Raw genomic sequence first — 17389 nt, 5'->3', positions numbered from 1 at the left:
GTGCCTGAACCGCCTTTCAGCGTCGCGAGGTGGCTGCGACAACCGGTCGCGGCGGCCGGCCCGTGCCGCCATTGGCCTACACTGCGCCCCCACCGACGCCCAGGCCCGCCATGACCGCCACTCCACAGGAGATCCGCCAGCTGCTTGCCGCCGCCGCCCGCGTGCTGCCCGGGGTGGAAGGCCGGCACGAAGCCGAACTGCTGCTGCTGCATGTGTTGGGGCGTGAGCGCGGCTGGCTGTTCGCGCATGCCACCGACCTGCTTGACCCGGCCACGGCGGAGGCGTTCGCGGCGCTGCTGCAGCGTCGCATTGCCGGTGAGCCGGTGGCCTACCTGCTGGGCCGGCGCGGCTTCTGGACCCTGGACCTGGCGGTCAGCCCGGCCACCTTGATTCCGCGCCCGGAAACCGAACGGCTGGTCGAACTGGCCCTGGAGCGGCTGCCGGAGGGCATGCCGCTGCGGATCGCCGACCTGGGCACCGGCAGCGGTGCCATTGCGCTGGCCCTGGCCAGTGAACGCCCGCTGGCGCAGATCGTGGCCACGGACATGAGTGGCGATGCGATCGCGGTCGCTGCCGGCAATGCCCGCCAGCATGGGCTGGCCAACGTCGCGTTCCGGCAGGGATCCTGGCATGCACCCTTGGCCGGCGAGCGCTTCGACCTGATCGCCAGCAATCCGCCGTACATCGCCAGCGACGACCCGCACCTGGCCCAGGGCGACCTGCGCTTCGAACCAGCCACCGCACTGGCGTCTGGCCACGACGGGCTGGACGACATCCGCCTGATCATCGCCGGCGCGCCCGCGCACCTGCAGCCGGGCGGTTGGCTGCTGGTGGAACACGGGTGGGACCAGGGCGAAGCGATCCGCGCGCTGCTGGAGGGCGCCGGATTCGTCGAGGTGGAAACCGCGCTGGACCTGGAGCAGCGCGACCGGGTGAGCCTGGGACGGTGGCCCACCACCCAGCGGTAGAATGAGCGACCGTGATTCCACTGGAGCTCCACCCATGCGCACGCTGTACCCGGCCATCACCCCCTACGACGTTGGCAGCCTGAAGGTCGACGACCGCCACACGCTGTATTTCGAACAGTGCGGCAATCCGCAGGGCAAGCCGGTGGTGATGCTGCACGGCGGCCCCGGCGGCGGCTGCAGCGACAAGATGCGCCAGTTCCACGATCCGGCCAAGTACCGCATCATCCTGTTCGACCAGCGCGGTGCTGGCCGTTCCACCCCGCACGCCGACCTGGTGGACAACACCACCTGGGATCTGGTGGCCGACATCGAGAAGCTGCGCGAGCACCTGAAGGTAGAACGCTGGCAAGTCTTCGGCGGCAGCTGGGGTTCGACCCTGGCGCTGGCCTATGCCCAGACCCACCCGCAGCAGGTCACCGAGCTGGTGCTGCGTGGCATCTTCATGCTGCGCCGCTGGGAACTGGAATGGTTCTACCAGGAAGGTGCCAACCGCCTGTTCCCCGATGCGTGGGAACACTACCTGGCGCCGATCCCGGCGGTGGAACGGCACGACCTTATTTCCGCCTTCCACCGCCGCCTCACCAGCGACGATGAAGCCACCCGCCTGGCCGCGGCCAAGGCGTGGAGCGTGTGGGAAGGGGCCACCAGCTTCCTGCACGTGGATGCCGACTTCGTGAACAGCCATGAAGACCCGCGCTTCGCGCTGGCCTTCGCGCGCATCGAGAACCACTACTTCGTCAACGGCGGCTTCTTCGAGGTCGAAGATCAGCTGCTGCGCGACGCGCACCGCATCGCCGACATCCCGGGCGTGATCGTGCATGGCCGTTACGACGTGGTGTGCCCGCTGCAGAATGCGTGGGAGCTGCACAAGGCCTGGCCGAAATCCACGCTCGAGATCAGCCCGGCATCGGGCCATTCCGCGTTCGAGGCAGAGACCATCGATGCGCTGGTGCGCGCGACGGATGGTTTCGCCGCCTGATGCACGTACCCACCCACGGTGGGTACCTGCCGGGACGGGACGGTAGGCCACGACCGTGGGTCGTGGCTGGCGGTCACCAGGTGCCGGCGGACAGCGCCTCGGCCAGCACCTTCAATTTCGGCGAGGCCTGCCGCGACGGCGGATAGACGAGCGACAACGCCCGCGTGCGGCCCTCGAAGGGTTCCAGCACTCGCACCAGGCGGCCGCCGGCCAACGCATCGGCCACTGCGAAATCCATCACCTGTACGATGCCGACCCCGGCCAGCGCGCCTTCCACCAGTGGATCGCCGCTGTCGAACACCATCCGCGCGGGCGCGGTGAAGTCGCGCAGCCCATCGCCGTCGCGGAACTGCCAGTCCACCAGCCGTCCGCTGCGCAGGTTGCGCACCGCCAGGCAGGTGTGGTCCTGCAGCGCATCGACGCTTTCCGGCGCGCCATGCCGGGCGATGTAGCCGGGTGAGGCCACGGTTACCCAACGCAGCGGCCGCAGCGGCCGCGCCACCATGCGCACGTCGCTGATCGGGCCGGTGCGCAGGGCGGCGTCGAAGCCTTCTTCGACCAGGTCCACCAGGCGGTCGTTGAGCACCAGCTCGAACTGCAGCTGCGGGTAGCGGGCCATCAGCTGTCCGGTCAACGGCACCAGCACCTTGCGCCCGAACATCGACGGTGCGGTCAGCTTGAGCACACCCGAGGGCGTGCAGGGGCGGTCGCCCAGCCGGCGTTCGGCATCCTCCAGCCCGCACAACAGGGGCGTGCAGTGCTCCACGAACTGGCGTCCATCCGGGGTCAGGCTGACCGCGCGGGTGGTGCGCTGGAGCAGGCGTACGCCCAGTTCGCTTTCCAGCCGGCCGATCGCGCGCGACAACCCCGACTGGCTGATGCCGAGCTGCCCGGCGGCCGCCGTGAAACTGCGGGCTTCGGCCACCTGCACCAGCATGCGCACGGCATTGAGATCCATGGCGACGTCCGATTAATGCGAAAATGCATGACAGAAATCGAAGTATCCGGGTTTATTTGTTCGACGTCATCAATGAGACTGCCCGCCTCCCCCTCGTACCCACCGGCATGACCCACTCCGCACCTGCTTTCCCGCCCCGCCTGGCGTTGACCCTGCTGGCCATGGCCCAGCTGATCATCGCGCTGGACGCCACCATCATTTTCGTGGCCCTGCATGAGATGGGCGTGCAGCTGGGCATCAACGCCCAGCAGCTGCAGTGGATCGTCAGCGCCTACACCGTGGCCTTCGGCGGCTGCCTGCTGCTGGGCGGTCGCGCCGCCGACCTGATCGGCCGGCGCCGGGTCTATCGCAGCGGCATGGCGCTGTTCGCCCTGGCCTCGCTGGTGGGTGGGCTCAGCAGCAGCGGTGGGGTGTTGATCGCCGCACGCGCCGTGCAGGGCATCGGCGCAGCGCTGCTGTTCCCGGCCACGTTGTCGTTGATCAGCACGCTCTACGCCGAAGGGGCAGCGCGCAACCGGGCGCTGGCGATCTGGTCGATGGCCAGCGCCGGCGGCCTGGCGCTGGGTACGCTGCTCGGTGGCGTGCTCACCCAGAGCTTCGGCTGGTCGTCTGTGCTGCTGGTGATCGTGCCCTTCGCCAGCGCCTGCGCGCTGCTGGCAGGCTGGTGGCTGCCGCGCGATGCGGCGAAGCTGCGCGGCCGCTCGTTCGACCTGGCCGGCTGCCTGACCGTCACGCTGGGCGGCAGCCTGCTGGTGACCACGCTGGTGCAGGCGCCGGAGTGGGGCTGGGCCGCGCCGCGCACGCTGGGCTGCCTGTTGGCCTCCGCGGCGCTGCTGGCCGCCTTCGTGGCGATCGAACAGCGCAGCCGCGACCCGTTGATGCAGTTTTCGCTGCTGCGCCTGCGCAGCCTGCGCGCTGCCATGCTGTTGACGATGGTGTTCATGAGCAGCTTCGGCGTGCAGTACTACTTCCTGGCGCTGTACTTCCAGGATGGCTACGGCTGGAGCGCGCTGCAGGCCGGCCTGGCGTTCCTGCCACCCACGCTGGTGTGCACGTTCGGCATCCGCATCAGCGAACGGATGCTGCGCCGGCGTTCGCCGCGCCAGGTGCTGGCGCTGGGCATGGCCGCCGGCGCGATCGGCATCGGCGCGGTGGCGGTGGCGCTGCCATATGGCGCCACTTACTGGGCGCTGCTGCCGGGGATCGTGGTGCTGAGCATCGGCCAGGGCATGACCTGGACGGCAATGTGGATCGTGGCCGGGCAGGGCGTGCCGGCCACGCAGCAGGGCGTGGCCTCGGGCATGGCCGCCACCGCGCAGCAGATCGGGGGCGCACTGGGCCTGGCGCTGCTGGTGATGCTGGCCAATGCGAACCGCAGCACCAGCGCGCTGGGAACCAGCCCCGAAGCACTGCAGGGGCTGGTCCATGCGCAGTACGGCGCGGCGCTGTTCGCATTGCTGGGCGTGGCCGTAGCGCTGTGGCTGCGCCCGGAGAAAACCGGCGCCGCCGTGCCGGTTACGGAGTTGGCCGCGCGGTAACGTCCAGCGCGGTGAAAACCCGTGCCAAGCGTTCGGCCCACGCGCGCTGACCGGCGGCATCGGCGATCAGGTCCTGGCGGATTTCCAGCTCAACGTGCAGCAGCCCGCGGCCTTCGCCATGCACCGGCACCGCGTAATCGCTGGTGCTGCTGACCGAGTACGGTTCGTTGTCGCCCACCACCAGGTCGCCTTCGTCGCGCAGTGCCTGCAGCAGCGCATGCGCCAGGCGCGTGTCCTGGTGGTACAGCACCCCGGCATGCCACGGCCGGTCCGCACCGTTCATGCGCGGGGTGAAGCTGTGCATCATCACCAGCAGCGTCGGGCGCTGCTGCCCGGCGCGTGCATCCAGCTCGGCGGCAATGCGCGCATGGTAGGGCGCGTGGATCGCATCAATGCGCTGCTGGCGCTGCGCGGCCGACAGCCCGGCGTTGCCCGGCACAACGGTATGGTCGCTGACCTCGGGAATCAGCGTCGGCGACGCCAACGGACGGTTGCAGTCGATCACCAGCCGCGAATAGGTCTGGGTGATCGCCCACGCGTCGAGCAACCGCGCCAGTTCGCGGGTGACCCCGGCAATGCCGATGTCCAAGCCGATATGGCGGTCGCGCTCGACCTGCGGCAGCCCCAGGTTCGCCAGCACCCCCGGCACCTGCTGGCCGGCGTGGTCGGCGATCAGCACATACGCCGAACGCCCGGCCGGATGCAGCACGGTGAACGGTGCCGGATCCTCCGCGCCAAGCAGGGGCGCGGCCGCCAGCGGAAGCGCGCGGGAGTCAGCCACGTGCGGTCCCATCCAGGTGGTGCTCGATCATCCACAGCCCAGCCCACAACTTCGCGTCCAGCTGGTAGCCCTGGCCCATCTTCTCCACCAGCCAGGCCGCCGCGCGGGCGCGCGGCACCTCATGCACGGTGATGTCCTCGCTGGCATCGCCGCCGCCTTCGCCGACCCTGCGCAGGCCGGTGGCGCGCACGAAGGCGATTTTCTCGCTGCTGGCACCGGAGGAGGTCGGGCCGATCATCAACACTTCGGCATGCTCGGCGGTCCAGCCGGTTTCTTCTTCCAGCTCGCGCACGGCCGAGTCTTCAATCGATTCTCCCGCGTCGATATCGCCCACCAGGCCGGCCGGCATCTCGATCGTGTTGGCCTGCAGCGGTACGCGGAACTGCTCGACGAACAGCACGTTGTCGTCGGGGGTGACGGCGATGATGATCGCGGCCAGTCCGCCGGCGTGGGTGCGTTCGCTGTACTCCCACAAGCCGCGCACGACCATGCGCTGGTACTTGCCTTCGTAGACGACCTTCGGGGCTTGCGTGTTGGGGTTCATGCGAACTCGCTGGCGGGAGGAGAAATATCGGGAATGCCGGCAGCGTTGAACAGCCGGCGCCGGGTCAGCGGACCAAAGCGCAGCGCCTCGCACAGGCCCTGCAGCATTTGCGGATCGGCGCTGGAGCGGCTGAAATCGCCCTGCGCCGCATCCAGCGGTGCATCCAGCGCGATGGTGGTGAGCTGCCGCCACAGCAGCGCATGCTCGCGCTGCTCGCGCAGCCGCACCGCCATCTGGGCGGCGCCGCGCAGGCGCAGGAACGGCACTTCGTCCAGCCGCTCGTAGAGGGTGTCCAGGCTGCCGAAATGGGCCAGCAGCACGGCGGCCGACTTGGCGCCGACGCCGGTCACCCCGGGAATGTTGTCGACCGCATCGCCGCACAGTGCCAGGTAATCGGCGATCTGGTGCGCATGCACGCCGTGGCGGGCCTTGACCCCGGCCATGCCCCAGCGCTGGTTGCGGGCGTAATCCCATTGCTCGTCATGCTCGAACAGCAGCTGCGACAGGTCCTTGTCGGCCGAGATGATCACCCCGCGCATGCCGGTCGGGCGGCGCGCATGCAGCGCGCTGCCGATCAGGTCGTCGGCCTCGTACTCGTGGTGGGCCAGCACGGCCAGGCCCAGCGCGCTGCACAGCGCCTTGCAGTGCGCGAACTGGCGGCGCAGCGCGTCGGGCGCGGGATCGCGGTTGGCCTTGTAGGCAGCGTAGAGGGTGTGGCGGAAGCAGCTGTCCAGCGCCTCGTCGAAGGCGATGGCGATGTGCTGTGGGCGCTCGCGCTCCAGCAGGTCGAGCAGGAAGCGGGCAAAGCCATGTACCGCGTTGGTCGGCCAGCCCTGCTGGTCCTGGAATTCATCGGGCATCGAATGCCAGGCCCGGAACACGTACAGGCTGGCATCCACCAGGTAGAGAGGCGTGTGCACTCAGCCCACCCAGTCCTGCAGCAGCGCGGCCGGATCAGGGCGCTCGCGTTCGGGCACGGCGGTCTTCGGGGTGCCGATATGGATGAAACCCACGATCTGCTCATGCTCGGCCAGGCCCAGGTGGGCATGCACGGCCGGGTCGAACGCCATCCAGGCGGTCAGCCACTGGGCGCCAAAGCCCAGCGCCTGCGCGGCCTGCAACAGGACGAAGCAGACGCAGCCGGCGGTCATCAGCTGCTCCAGTTCCGGCACCTTCGGGCTGGGCGTAGGCGCGGCGATGACGGTGATGATCAGCGGGGCATGCGAAAAGCGCAGCCGGTCCTTCTCGACCTGTGCATCGGAGGCAGTGGGGTCGCGCTCGCGGCTGCGCCGGGCCAGGAACTCACCCAGCTGCAGGCGGGCATCGCCGGCGATGCGCAGGAAGCGGTAGGGCACCCGCTTGCCGTGGTCGGGCACGCGCACGGCCGAGGTCAGCATCCGCTGCAGGGTGGCCGGGTCCGGTCCGGGCGCGCCCAGTTGCAGGGCGGGAACCGAACGGCGGGCGTCCAGGGCTTGCAGCGCAGGGGAGTCGAGCATGGGGTCTCTGTCGGGCTTCGGGGTGGCCCTGATTATAGTCGGGGCAGTTTGTGACCCGTCTTCCGGCGATCTCCTGCCCATTTGCGACAAAACGTGATGAACCTCACTTAATTAATGGCACTCCTTCACGTCGCTGTACTCGCTTCCCACCCGCGCTGGCCTTACGATACAAGGCCTGCCGGCACCCGGGTCATGAGGTTCAAAGTGCGGACTGTTTCACTGTCCCTGACCGGTGGGGCGTCCTACCATCCGTGTGCTGGTGTCTTGGGGACGCCCGTGCCTGTTGTATCCATGCTGCATTCTGTACCAGCGAGGGTGGGGAGCCTTTTCGCATGATCGCCACGCCCAACGTATCGGGACAGCCGGGTCGCGACCCGGCGCTGTTGAAGCTTGCACGCGAGGCCGCCCTGCCGGGCCTGGCCGAGTCGTTCGCGACCGTGATCGCCCGCTTCGACGACGTGCTGTTCGACCGTGCCGGCACCGCTGGCGCGTCGCAGCTGCTGTTCCTCGATGGCATGCGTGAACTGCGTCGGCGCCGTGAAGACATCGTGGCCGGTTTCCGCGGGCACCTGGCCAGGGCCTGGGACGCGCTGGAGCATGCTGAGCCGCTGTCGGCCGAAGCCACGCTGGCCGGTGCGGGCGGGGAAGGGCTCAGCCTGGTCCCCGAGCACGTGCTGGAATCGCGGCTGGCGGTGCGCAACTTCGCCACCGTGCTGCTGCGCGACTGGAAGCCGGTACTGGGCCGGCTTGACCGCCGCCTGGGCTGGATTGCCGGCGGGCTGGAACTGAACGCCGACAGCAACCCGATCAGCCCCGAACACATCGGCGTGGCCATCCATGAGGCCTTCGCAGACTGTGAACTGGCGCCGGAAGTGCGCCTGGTGCTGATCAAGCTGTGCGAGCGCGACCTGCACGCGCCGATCGGCAAGCGTTACGAGAAACTCGACGAACAACTCGCCGCTGCTGGTGTGATGCCGCAGATGGCCGCCCCGCGCCGCGCCGCGCCGCGTCCGCCCACGCCCACGCCCCGGCAGGAGCTGGACGAGCTGGTCCAGGCTCTGGAAACCGAAAGCGGCGCAGCCGACGACGGTGCGGCCCCGGCCTGGGCACGGCGCTTCGCCGACCGCTGGGCGGCCAGCCGTGGCCGCATGCAGTCGGCGCAGGCCGCGCATGACCATGCAGCCGAAGGCCCGGACGGGATGAGCGGAAACCAGGGCATGTTGCTGGAAGCGCTGCACGAGCTGTTGCAGCAGACCCGGCATGTCCGCGAAGACGCGACCTCCGCCGCAAGCGTGGCGGTGGGCCAACAGCGCCCATTGAGCCAGCGCGAAATGATGTCGGTGCTGTCGCTGCTGCAGGCCACGCCGAGTGCGACCCTGCGCGCGGCGATCGGCGAAGACGGCGAATCGCTGGCGCAGCGGCTGAAGAGCGAAGTGCTGTCCGGGGCAACCCGGCTCGGCGTGGACCCGGCGCAGGCGCGCCTGGACCCGCAGGATGAAGATGCGATCGACCTGGTGGGCATGCTGTTCGATGTGATGCTGGACGAGCGCGACCTGGAAGGTCGCTCGCGCGAGCTGATCGGCCGGCTGGTGGTGCCCTTCGTGAAGGTGGCCATGCTCGACCGCCGCATGTTCGTGCAGAAGACCCACCCGGCGCGCAAGCTGCTCAATTCGCTGGCCGAGGCCTGCGAAGGCAACACCGGCGAGAGCCAGGCCGAGCGCGTGCTGATGGGCAAGGTCGAGGAAATCATCGAGCGGCTGGTGGCCGAGTTCAACGAGAACCTGGCCATCTTCCTGACGTTGGAAGAAGAATTCCGCGACTTCCTGGCCCAGCACCGCCGCCGCATCGAAATCGCCGAGCGCCGCGCGGCCGAGACCCAGCGCGGCCAGGAAAAGCTGGAAGTGGCGCGCACCCGCGCGGCATCCGAACTGGACTGGCGGATTGCCGATACGGCACTGCCGCAGGCCATCGGCGATTTCCTGCGGCAGCCGTGGCAGCACCATCTCACCTTGGCGGTGCTGCGCGAAGGCGACGACGGCCCTTCCGTGAGCGAGGCGCTCGCGTTGGCGGACGGGATCCTGGAAGAAGTGTCCGAAGCCCGGCGCCAGATCGTCGGCAAGCCGTGGCTGCAGGCATGGCACCCGGTGCTGCGCAAGGTGTTTGCCAGTGTCGGCGTACACGCCGATGGCGCCAACGCGGCGATCGATTCGCTGCATGACACGCTGCAGTCCATTGCCGAATCGCGCCCGGAACTGGAACGCGCGCTGCCGGAGCTGCCCCACGTGGTCCTGCCGACGCCGCCGCCTGCGGACAGCGCGGGCGTGGAGCTGGGCAGCAAGGTCGACGTCACCGATTTCGACAATGCCGATGCCGACCGTTTCCGCGGCCTGGAAATCGGCAGCTGGCTCGATTTCGTCGACAAGGACGGCAAAGTCCAGGCCGGCAAACTTTCCTGGGTCAGCCCGATCTCGCAGCGCCTGCTGTTCGTGAACCGACGCGGCGTGCGTTTCTGCGTGGCCTCGCCGGAAGAACTGGCGGTCATGGTGCGCCTCGGCCGCCTGCGCGCGCACATCGACGACGGCGCCTTCGACAGCGCCATGCAGGGCGTGATCGATCGCCTGGACACCAAGGGCGCTACGGTTCACTGAGGTTGCCGCTTGCAGCAACGTCAACGTCAAAGGCAGCGTTTCGGTTGCTACGTGGCGGGGAGGCCGACGGGCAGCCCCTTACGGGACACGCCGTAAACCGCCCTCCGGGCCCCGGCCCAGCCGCCAGCGGCTGTGCGTTCAGTCGCACGCGAGGCAGTGCCTCGCAAGCAGTGCGCCTTCACCCTTGGGGGCTTGGCAAAAACATCCATGTTTTTGACAGTCCCTACAGGGGCTGCCCGCCGGCCTCCCCTCGATGGTGGATCGCGTGCGGCTGGAAAAATCAGCCACGCAGGGCGTGGCTCTACGCGGATCACATGGGGCAGGGTAGGGTCGGTTCCCAAACGACTGCCGTTGTAACGCCCGCGCGCGGTAACGCATGGAAATGATCGGAACTGCGTTTGATCTTCCATGGCCACCGACCGAATTCGGGAGGGTCGGCGGGTGCGGGGGTACGGGGGCTTTGCGAAACATGGATGTTTCGCAAGAGCCCCCATGGATGGGTTCACGGCGCCCCCCGTACCCCCGCACCCGCCGGCCCTGCGCGGTAACCCGTCAGGCAATGGCTGTCCGCCTGAATGCATGAAGCTGCCGGCCAACGGCCGGCACCCAAGCGACATCGGATTCAAGGCAGCGCTTCCAGCGGAAAGACATCCAAACCAGCCAATCGGGTTACGATCCCACCACTTACCGCTGCTCGGGGACATGCATGGCTGTCGAGGTGTTGGGGGTCAAGGAACACGCGCAGGGCGAACGCCGCGTAGCGCTGACGCCGGAAACGGCGCGCAAGTACATCGCGCTGGGCGCTGCCGTGTGGATCGAACCGGGCGCCGGCACGCGCGCCGGCTTTACCGACCAGGCCTACCTGGATGTCGGCGCGCAGCTCGCCGATGACACCCGCCTGGGCCAGGCCGACATCGTGCTGTGCGTGCAGCCGCCGGAAACCGCGCGGCTGCGCCAGCTCAAATCCGGTGCCAGCCTGGTCGGCATGCTGCACCCGCAGGCCGACGCCGAACGCGCCGGCGTGATCCAGTCAGGTGGGCTGCAGGCATTTCCGTTGGAGCGCCTGCCGCGTACCACCCGTGCACAGTCCATGGACGTGCTCAGTTCGCAGGCCGGCATGGCCGGCTACAAGGCCACCCTGATTGCCGCCCAGCTGGCACCGCGCTTCTTCCCCATGCTGACCACCGCCGCCGGCACCATCCGGCCGTCGCGCGTGCTGGTGGTGGGCGCCGGCGTGGCCGGCCTGCAGGCCATTGCCACCGCGCGCCGCCTTGGGGCGCAGGTGGAGGGCTTCGATGTGCGCCCGGAGACCCGCGAACAGATTGAATCGCTCGGTGGCAAGTTCCTTGACCTTGGCGTCAGCGCGGTGGGCGAGGGCGGTTACGCCCGTCCGTTGACCGACGACGAGCGGGCCGAGCAGCAGCGCCGGCTGGGCGAGCACCTGCGGTTGGTCGATGTGGTGATCTGTACCGCCGCCGTGCCCGGCCGCCCCGCGCCGAAGATCGTCACCAGCGCGATGGTGCAGGGCATGCGCCCAGGCAGCGTGGTCGTGGACCTGGCGGCTGAAACCGGCGGCAACTGCGAGGCCACCCGGCCGGGCGAAACCGTCGACGTCGGCGGCGTCACCGTGGACGGCCCGCTCAACCTGGCCAGCCAGGGTGCGGTGCACGCCAGTGAGATGTATGCGCGCAACCTCTACAACTTCGTCGCGCTGTTCCTGAAGGATGGCGCGGTGGCGTTTGACTGGGACGATGAGCTGCTGGCGAAAACGCGCTGGATTGCGAACTGATATCGCTACCGCGGCGGCAGATCCTTGACCGGATTGGCCTTCAGCCATTCCTGCCGCTGCTCCGGGCTCATGCTGCCCCAGCGCTCTCGCAGCGCATCGCGCTGGGCCGGGGTCATGCCGCGCATCTGCGCGAACAGCGCGCGGGCCTGCTCGCGCTGCTCCGGACTCATGTTCTCGAAACGGTGGCGGCCGCGCCGCGCCAGCTCGCGCTGTTCCGGGGTCATGCTCTGCCAACGCTGGCCATGCTGCAGCATGCGCTCTCGCTGTGGCGGCGGCGCGTCGTTCCAGCGGTCGCGTACCGGCGCGATCAGCGCATCCCGCTGCTGCGGGGTGAGCTTGTCCCACTCGGGCAGCGTCGAGGTCTGCGCGGCGCTGGCCGCGCTCAGCGAGAGCAGTACCAGTGCCAGGGTCAGTCGCGGTTTCATGTTCACTCCATTGCCAGGTCGGTGGCGCCCAGCCACAGGTACAGGTCCGGATTCTCGTCGAGCACGTCGCTGCTGTCATCCGCCGCCATGGCCGCCACCTGCATCGGGGTGACCGCAGGCGGTCGGGCGGTGAAGCTGATGCCCAGGCCCAGCGCCACCACCAGCGAACATGCGGTGGCCAGCCACCAGCCGTGCGCGCGGGCCCGCTGCGGCGCATGCCGCGCGGCACGCAGGCGCGCCAGCGTGGCGGGAGATAGCTGGGTCACCGCATGTGCGTGCAGCTGCGCCAGTGCGGCGTCATCGGGAAGGGTGGGGGGCACGGGGCGGCTCACAGTTCAATCTCCAGGTGCTGCTGCAACGCCTGCCGGGCGCGCGAAAGATGGGTTTTGACCGCGCCCTCGCTGCAGCCCATGGCCGCTGCGGTCGTGGCGCCGTCGAGCTGCTGCAGCACGCGCAGGGTGAAGGCCTCGCGCTGGCGTGCAGGTAGATCGCGCAATGCCCTGACCAGCGCCGCGTACTGGTCGCGCTGCTCATGGGCCTGGGCCGGGCCGGGTCCAGGATCGGCCCAGTCGATGTCGTGGTCGCCGGCCAGCTCGTCGCTGCTGCGCCAGAACCGCAGCCGGAAGCCGCGGCGGCGCTGCAGGTCGACCACCCGGCGGCGCAGGATGCTCCAGAACAGCGGGGACCACTCCCCTGCGGGCTTGTCGCGGTAGGCCAGCATGCGCAGCATCGCGTCCTGCACCGCGTCCAATGCGTCGTCGCGCTGGCGCAGCCCGGCCTCGGCGAAGCGGAACGCGCGCGGGCCGATCCCGGCCAGGAACGCATCCAGCGACACCGGCAACACGGTTTCGGCATCGGCATCGTCAGCCAGGGGCGGCAGGGAGGGGCTCACCAGCACAGGGTAGCGCTCGCGCAGGGGGGATACGGTGAGAACGCACCAGCGCGGCATCGGTTGACCGCCCTGCAGAACGGTTCAGCGCATGGTTATGATGCAGGGGACGGGATGACCGCCGGGAAGAGGGACAGCAATGAGCGACGGGTTCGTGGCGTTGTATATCTTCATGCTGGCTGCGATCGCAGGCCACGTGATCATTTCGCGGGTGCCGGTGATCCTGCATACCCCCCTGATGTCCGGGTCGAACTTCATCCACGGCATCGTGCTGATCGGTGCCATGGTGGTGCTGGGCCATGCGCAGACCCCGCTGGAAAAGATCATCGGCTTCATCGCCGTGGTGCTCGGCGCGGGCAATGCCGCCGGTGGCTACGTGGTGACCGAACGCATGCTGGACATGTTCAAGCCCAGCCAGAAGCGCGACGCCGGGGAGAAGGCGCCTTGAACATCACCACCGCGCAACTGCTTCAGTGGCTGGTGCAGGTGAGCTACCTGGTCGCCGCCACCCTGTTCCTGCTCGGCCTGCAGCGCATGGCCTCGCCGATGACCGCGCGCAGCGGCATCCGCTGGGCCGGCCTGGGCATGCTGATCGCCACGGTGGCGACCTTCTTCCTGCCCGACCTGCACAACGTGCCGCTGATCCTGGCTGCGGTGGCGATCGGTACCGGCGTGGCGTGGTGGTCGGCCAAGCGGGTGGCCATCACCGACATGCCGCAGATGGTGGCGCTGTACAACGGCATGGGCGGCGGGTCGGCCGCCGCGATCGGTGCGGTGGAACTGCTGCGCTTCTCGTTCCTGGCCAACCGCGATACCAGCCACTGGAGCGCGCAGGCCATCGCCGAACTGAGCGCGCGCCAGCCCTCGGCCACGGTGTTGGCGCTGGCGGTGATCGGCTCGGCGATCGGCGCGGTGTCGCTGTCCGGTTCGGTCATCGCCTGGGCCAAGCTCGATGGCCGGCTGGACCGGCGGGTAACCTTCCCCGGCCAGCAGGCGTTCAACCTGCTGGTTGCGCTGGCGATGGTGGTGCTGGGCATCTGGGCGGCAGTGACCCTGAGCCCGGTGGCGATCATCAGCTTCTTCGTGGTCGCGCTGGCGCTGGGCGTGCTGATGACCCTGCCGATCGGCGGCGCCGACATGCCGGTGGTGATCTCGCTGTACAACGCATTCACCGGCCTGGCGGTCGCTTTCGAAGGCTACGTGCTGGGCAACGAGGCGCTGATCATCGCCGGCATGATGGTCGGCGCGGCCGGCATCCTGCTCACCCGCCTGATGGCCAAGGCGATGAACCGGCCGATCAGCGGCGTGCTGTTCTCCAACTTCGGCGGCGGTGGCACGGCCCAGGAAATCACCGGCGCGCAGAAGCCGATCGAGGCCAGCGACGTGGCCGCGATGCTCGCGTTCGCCGAGCGCGTGGTGATCGTGCCCGGTTATGGCATGGCCGTGGCCCAGGCCCAGCACAAGGTGTGGGAGCTCGCGCAGCGGCTGTTGGAACGCGGCATCAAGGTCAAATTCGCGATTCACCCGGTGGCCGGGCGCATGCCGGGCCACATGAACGTGCTGCTGGCCGAAGCGGGCGTGCCCTACGACCTGATCGCCGACATGGACGACATCAACCCCGAGTTCCCCACCACCGACGTGGTGCTGGTGATCGGCGCCAACGACGTGGTCAACCCGGTGGCGCGCACCGACCCGGCCAGCCCGATCTACGGCATGCCGATCCTGGACGTGGTCAACGCCCGCAACGTGGTGGTGATCAAGCGCGGCAAGGGCACCGGCTTCGCGGGCATCGAAAACGCGCTGTTCTACGCCGACAACGCCCGCATGCTCTACGGCGATGGCGCCGGTGCGGCCAGCGCGCTGGTGAGCGAGCTCAAAGCCCTCGATGGAGGGCATTGACCGCACGTGGCGCCGGGGGCCAGGGCCGGCCAACGGCCGGCGCTACGAATTGTTACGGGCCCATTGAGATCTGGATCAATCGACCGGTAGCGCCGGCCGTTGGCCGGCCCACGCAATCGCCGAACGTTACCTCGCTATCCACCAGCCGATGACCAACGCCACCCCCAGCCACAGCCATTCGGCCACCCCGTTGGCCAGCTGAACCAACGTGAACGCCATGAACGGCCCCATCCGCAACGCTGATTCCCACGGATCCAGTCCCAGCGACCCACCCAGGTAGGCCGAAGCGATCCCCCAGTTGGCTGCCAATGCCACCAGCACGGTGCCCAGCAGGGTCAACGCCACCCGCAGCAGGCCGCCGCGCAGGTTGCCCAGGCGCAGCATGAAACCCAGCTCCAGCGCCACCAGGACGGCCATCCAGCCTGCCTGGCGGCCGCTCAGCAGCGCGATGAACAACCAGGCCAGCGTGGCCGTGACAACTCCTAGCAACAACAGCGGGGGCCAGAGCCAGTGGGCGGACCTGGCGGGCGCAGAGGTGGGCGGCATGCATTCTTCCTTTGGTCCGCCACAGGATACCGGCTTGCGGGGTGACCGGCGCGTGGCCGGCCACTGGGCTAAAATGAGCGCCTTGCGGGAATCGGCCGCGACCCCATATCGATCCACATGTACTCCCGTAGCAGCGAACCCGTCCACTTCGAACGCGACTGCGAGGCCGTCATGGTCCCGCAGGGCGAAACGGTCACCTTGCCCGCCGGCAGCTATGGGTACATCACCCAGGCGCTGGGCGGCAGCTATACCGTGTTTGTCGAAGGCAATCTGTTCCGCATCGCCGGCAAGGACGGCGACGCCATGGGCAAGGAACCGCCCGCGCCGCTGGAACTGCCCGCCGACGCCTCCGACGAGGAGGTCGAAAAGCTCGTCTGGCAGCAGCTGCGAACCTGCTTCGACCCGGAGATCCCGTTCAACATCGTCGACCTGGGCCTGGTCTACGAAGTGGAGCTCAAGCACCTGGACGATGGCCAGCGCGAGGTCGACGTCAAGATGACCCTGACCGCGCCGGCCTGCGGCATGGGCGACATCCTCGTCGATGACGTGCGCAGCAAGCTGGAAATGATCCCGACCGTGGTCGAAGCCGATGTCGAACTGGTATTCGACCCACCGTGGGGCCAGCACATGATGTCCGAGGCCGCCCGCCTTGAAACCGGCATGCTGTAATTGAACCCGTAACCAGAACAGGAAATTTCCGGTGTCCCAGTCTTCCGTGAGCTTCACCACCACCCGTTCCGCCCAGCCGCGCAGCAGCGAGGAGCGTGAACGCATCCTGGCCGCCCCCGGTTTTGGTCTGCACTTCACCGACCACATGGTGGAAGTGCGGTGGGACAAGGACACCGGCTGGCACAACGCCAGCGTGCGCCCGTACGGCCCGCTGCAGCTGGACCCGGCTGCCGCGGTGCTGCATTACGGCCAGGAAATCTTCGAAGGCATCAAGGCCTACCGCCATGCCGACGGCTCGATCTGGACCTTCCGCCCCGATGCCAACGGCCGCCGCCTGCAGCGTTCGGCGCAGCGCCTGGCGCTGCCGGAACTGCCGGTGGAGATCTTCGTCGAATCGCTCAAGCAGCTGATCGCCGTGGATGCCAGCTGGGTGCCGTCGGCCGACGAATCCAGCCTGTACTTCCGCCCGTTCATGATCGGCGATGAAGCCTTCCTCGGCGTGCGCGGCGCGCAGAAGGCCGGCTACTACGTTATCGCCAGCCCGGCAGGCCCGTACTTCGCCAAGGGCGTGGCCCCGGTGTCGATCTGGCTGTCCACCGAATATGCGCGTGCGGCCAAGGGCGGCACCGGTGCGGCCAAGTGCGGTGGCAACTACGCCGCCTCGCTGCTGCCGCAGCAGAAGGCGCAGGCGCAGGGTTGCTCGCAGGTGCTGTTCCTGGATCCGGTCGAAGGCAAGTACCTGGAAGAACTGGGTGGCATGAACGTGTTCCTGGTCTACAAGGACGGCACCCTGGTGACCCCGGCGCTGTCCGGCAGCATCCTGGAAGGCATCACCCGCGAAAGCATCCTGCAACTGGCGCGCGACCGCGGCATGAAGGTCGAAGAGCGCAAGGTGACCATCGACGAGTGGAAGCAGGGCGTGGCCTCGGGCGAGATCGCCGAAGTGTTCGCCTGCGGTACCGCTGCGGTGGTCACGCCGATCGGCCAGCTCAAGGGCGAGGGCTTCTCGGTGGGTGACCTGACCGCCCCGGCTGGCGAGGTGACCATGTCGCTGCGCAAGGAACTGACCGACATCCAGTACGGCCGCCTGCCGGACCGTCACGGCTGGCTGGTGCGCCTGGACGGCTGATCGTTCGACGCGCGTTGAATACCCAAGGCCCGCCTGGCAACAGGCGGGCCTTTTTCATGGGCGGCGGATGCCGAGGACCGGTCTGAACGATCCAAACGCACCCAACCCATTGACGCGCAAGCAATGTCTTG

At 68.5% G+C, this 17389-nt stretch carries 18 protein-coding genes; 9 read left to right on the top strand and 9 right to left on the bottom strand.

What is annotated here, in order from left to right:
- The first annotated feature begins 110 nt into the window (after positions 1 to 110).
- The gene (gene prmC / locus QE395_RS14890; protein WP_249833782.1) at positions 111 to 968 is read left to right on the top strand and encodes a peptide chain release factor N(5)-glutamine methyltransferase; all 858 of its coding nucleotides are present in this window, start codon (positions 111 to 113) and stop codon (positions 966 to 968) included.
- Between the two features lie 34 nt (positions 969 to 1002).
- Entirely contained in the window at positions 1003 to 1947 is a 945-nt protein-coding gene (gene pip / locus QE395_RS14885; RefSeq protein ID WP_095364635.1) for a prolyl aminopeptidase, read from the top strand.
- A 73-nt stretch (positions 1948 to 2020) separates the two neighbouring features.
- Here the strand turns inward: pip and QE395_RS14880 are convergent, their stop codons facing one another.
- Positions 2021 to 2905 carry a LysR family transcriptional regulator gene (locus tag QE395_RS14880; protein ID WP_210131983.1) on the bottom strand — a complete coding sequence of 295 codons (885 nt, stop codon included), beginning with the start codon at positions 2903 to 2905 and terminating at the stop codon, positions 2021 to 2023.
- 107 nt (positions 2906 to 3012) lie between these two features.
- Here QE395_RS14880 and QE395_RS14875 point away from each other — a divergent pair, with 107 nt between their 5' ends.
- Positions 3013 to 4443 carry an MFS transporter gene (locus QE395_RS14875; protein WP_095364637.1) on the top strand — a complete coding sequence of 477 codons (1431 nt, stop codon included), beginning with the start codon at positions 3013 to 3015 and terminating at the stop codon, positions 4441 to 4443.
- Here the strand turns inward: QE395_RS14875 and QE395_RS14870 are convergent.
- The 4 genes from QE395_RS14870 to QE395_RS14855 are packed head-to-tail and all read right to left on the bottom strand — an operon-like array spanning position 4421 to position 7264.
- Positions 4421 to 5224: an N-formylglutamate amidohydrolase gene (locus tag QE395_RS14870; protein ID WP_237334315.1), complete on the bottom strand. Its 804-nt coding sequence runs from the start codon at positions 5222 to 5224 to the stop codon at positions 4421 to 4423. The genes QE395_RS14875 and QE395_RS14870 overlap by 23 nt on opposite strands.
- A complete protein-coding gene (locus QE395_RS14865; RefSeq protein ID WP_306989798.1) occupies positions 5217 to 5768 on the bottom strand; it encodes an NUDIX hydrolase in 552 nt (183 codons plus the stop codon). The genes QE395_RS14870 and QE395_RS14865 overlap by 8 nt, the downstream gene beginning before the upstream one ends.
- Positions 5765 to 6688, bottom strand: coding sequence for a 5'-3' exonuclease H3TH domain-containing protein (locus tag QE395_RS14860; RefSeq protein WP_093532916.1), 924 nt, complete (start codon positions 6686 to 6688; stop codon positions 5765 to 5767). Before QE395_RS14860 ends, QE395_RS14865 begins: the two co-directional genes overlap by 4 nt.
- A complete protein-coding gene (locus QE395_RS14855; protein WP_095364638.1) occupies positions 6689 to 7264 on the bottom strand; it encodes a nitroreductase in 576 nt (191 codons plus the stop codon). It abuts the gene before it with no gap.
- 332 nt (positions 7265 to 7596) lie between these two features.
- Here QE395_RS14855 and QE395_RS14850 point away from each other — a divergent pair, with 332 nt between their 5' ends.
- Both QE395_RS14850 and QE395_RS14845 read left to right on the top strand, forming a co-directional pair.
- Entirely contained in the window at positions 7597 to 9912 is a 2316-nt protein-coding gene (locus tag QE395_RS14850) for a DUF1631 domain-containing protein (protein WP_095364639.1), read from the top strand.
- A gap of 706 nt (positions 9913 to 10618) precedes the next feature.
- On the top strand, positions 10619 to 11701 hold the full coding sequence (locus QE395_RS14845; protein ID WP_093534542.1) for an NAD(P) transhydrogenase subunit alpha: 1083 nt from the start codon (positions 10619 to 10621) through the stop codon (positions 11699 to 11701).
- A gap of 5 nt (positions 11702 to 11706) precedes the next feature.
- Here the strand turns inward: QE395_RS14845 and QE395_RS14840 are convergent, their stop codons facing one another.
- The 3 genes from QE395_RS14840 to QE395_RS14830 are packed head-to-tail and all read right to left on the bottom strand — an operon-like array spanning position 11707 to position 13024.
- Complete coding sequence (locus QE395_RS14840; protein ID WP_068849384.1) at positions 11707 to 12126, bottom strand: DUF3106 domain-containing protein; 420 nt, start codon at positions 12124 to 12126, stop codon at positions 11707 to 11709.
- A 2-nt stretch (positions 12127 to 12128) separates the two neighbouring features.
- Positions 12129 to 12446, bottom strand: a complete 318-nt coding sequence (locus QE395_RS14835) for a hypothetical protein (RefSeq protein WP_095364651.1) — start codon at positions 12444 to 12446, stop codon at positions 12129 to 12131.
- 8 nt (positions 12447 to 12454) lie between these two features.
- Positions 12455 to 13024: an RNA polymerase sigma factor gene (locus QE395_RS14830; RefSeq protein ID WP_306990526.1), complete on the bottom strand. Its 570-nt coding sequence runs from the start codon at positions 13022 to 13024 to the stop codon at positions 12455 to 12457.
- Positions 13025 to 13154: 130 nt separating this feature from the next.
- On the opposite strand from QE395_RS14830, the gene QE395_RS14825 reads away from it, so the two are divergent.
- Together QE395_RS14825 and QE395_RS14820 are read left to right on the top strand one after the other, a co-directional pair.
- On the top strand, positions 13155 to 13463 hold the full coding sequence (locus QE395_RS14825) for an NAD(P) transhydrogenase subunit alpha (RefSeq protein WP_068849390.1): 309 nt from the start codon (positions 13155 to 13157) through the stop codon (positions 13461 to 13463).
- Complete coding sequence (locus tag QE395_RS14820) at positions 13460 to 14914, top strand: NAD(P)(+) transhydrogenase (Re/Si-specific) subunit beta (RefSeq protein WP_068849392.1); 1455 nt, start codon at positions 13460 to 13462, stop codon at positions 14912 to 14914. The genes QE395_RS14825 and QE395_RS14820 overlap by 4 nt, the downstream gene beginning before the upstream one ends.
- Before the next feature lie 126 nt (positions 14915 to 15040).
- Here QE395_RS14820 and QE395_RS14815 read toward each other — a convergent pair whose 3' ends face one another.
- Entirely contained in the window at positions 15041 to 15460 is a 420-nt protein-coding gene (locus tag QE395_RS14815) for a hypothetical protein (protein ID WP_068849394.1), read from the bottom strand.
- 117 nt (positions 15461 to 15577) lie between these two features.
- On the opposite strand from QE395_RS14815, the gene sufT reads away from it, so the two are divergent.
- Together sufT and QE395_RS14805 are read left to right on the top strand one after the other, a co-directional pair.
- A complete protein-coding gene (gene sufT, locus QE395_RS14810; RefSeq protein ID WP_068849396.1) occupies positions 15578 to 16129 on the top strand; it encodes a putative Fe-S cluster assembly protein SufT in 552 nt (183 codons plus the stop codon).
- 31 nt (positions 16130 to 16160) lie between these two features.
- Complete coding sequence (locus tag QE395_RS14805; protein ID WP_093534546.1) at positions 16161 to 17258, top strand: branched-chain amino acid aminotransferase; 1098 nt, start codon at positions 16161 to 16163, stop codon at positions 17256 to 17258.
- Positions 17259 to 17389 lie beyond the last annotated feature (131 nt).

It is taken from the genome of Stenotrophomonas sp. SORGH_AS_0282 (genome assembly GCF_030818125.1).
Lineage (GTDB): Bacteria > Pseudomonadota > Gammaproteobacteria > Xanthomonadales > Xanthomonadaceae > Stenotrophomonas > Stenotrophomonas rhizophila_A.
This window is presented reverse-complemented; position numbering and strand designations above follow the sequence as displayed.

Excerpts from the sequence above, each read along its gene's own strand:
- prmC (WP_249833782.1), top strand. The coding sequence starts at position 111 with ATGACCGCCACTCCACAGGAGATCCGCCAGCTGCTTGCCGCCGCCGCC.
- pip (WP_095364635.1), top strand. The coding sequence starts at position 1,003 with ATGCGCACGCTGTACCCGGCCATCACCCCCTACGACGTTGGCAGCCTG.
- QE395_RS14880 (WP_210131983.1), bottom strand. The coding sequence starts at position 2,905 with ATGGATCTCAATGCCGTGCGCATGCTGGTGCAGGTGGCCGAAGCCCGC.
- QE395_RS14875 (WP_095364637.1), top strand. The coding sequence starts at position 3,013 with ATGACCCACTCCGCACCTGCTTTCCCGCCCCGCCTGGCGTTGACCCTG.
- QE395_RS14865 (WP_306989798.1), bottom strand. The coding sequence starts at position 5,768 with ATGAACCCCAACACGCAAGCCCCGAAGGTCGTCTACGAAGGCAAGTAC.
- QE395_RS14855 (WP_095364638.1), bottom strand. The coding sequence starts at position 7,264 with ATGCTCGACTCCCCTGCGCTGCAAGCCCTGGACGCCCGCCGTTCGGTT.
- QE395_RS14850 (WP_095364639.1), top strand. The coding sequence starts at position 7,597 with ATGATCGCCACGCCCAACGTATCGGGACAGCCGGGTCGCGACCCGGCG.
- QE395_RS14845 (WP_093534542.1), top strand. The coding sequence starts at position 10,619 with ATGGCTGTCGAGGTGTTGGGGGTCAAGGAACACGCGCAGGGCGAACGC.
- QE395_RS14840 (WP_068849384.1), bottom strand. The coding sequence starts at position 12,126 with ATGAAACCGCGACTGACCCTGGCACTGGTACTGCTCTCGCTGAGCGCG.
- QE395_RS14825 (WP_068849390.1), top strand. The coding sequence starts at position 13,155 with ATGAGCGACGGGTTCGTGGCGTTGTATATCTTCATGCTGGCTGCGATC.
- QE395_RS14815 (WP_068849394.1), bottom strand. The coding sequence starts at position 15,460 with ATGCCGCCCACCTCTGCGCCCGCCAGGTCCGCCCACTGGCTCTGGCCC.
- sufT (WP_068849396.1), top strand. The coding sequence starts at position 15,578 with ATGTACTCCCGTAGCAGCGAACCCGTCCACTTCGAACGCGACTGCGAG.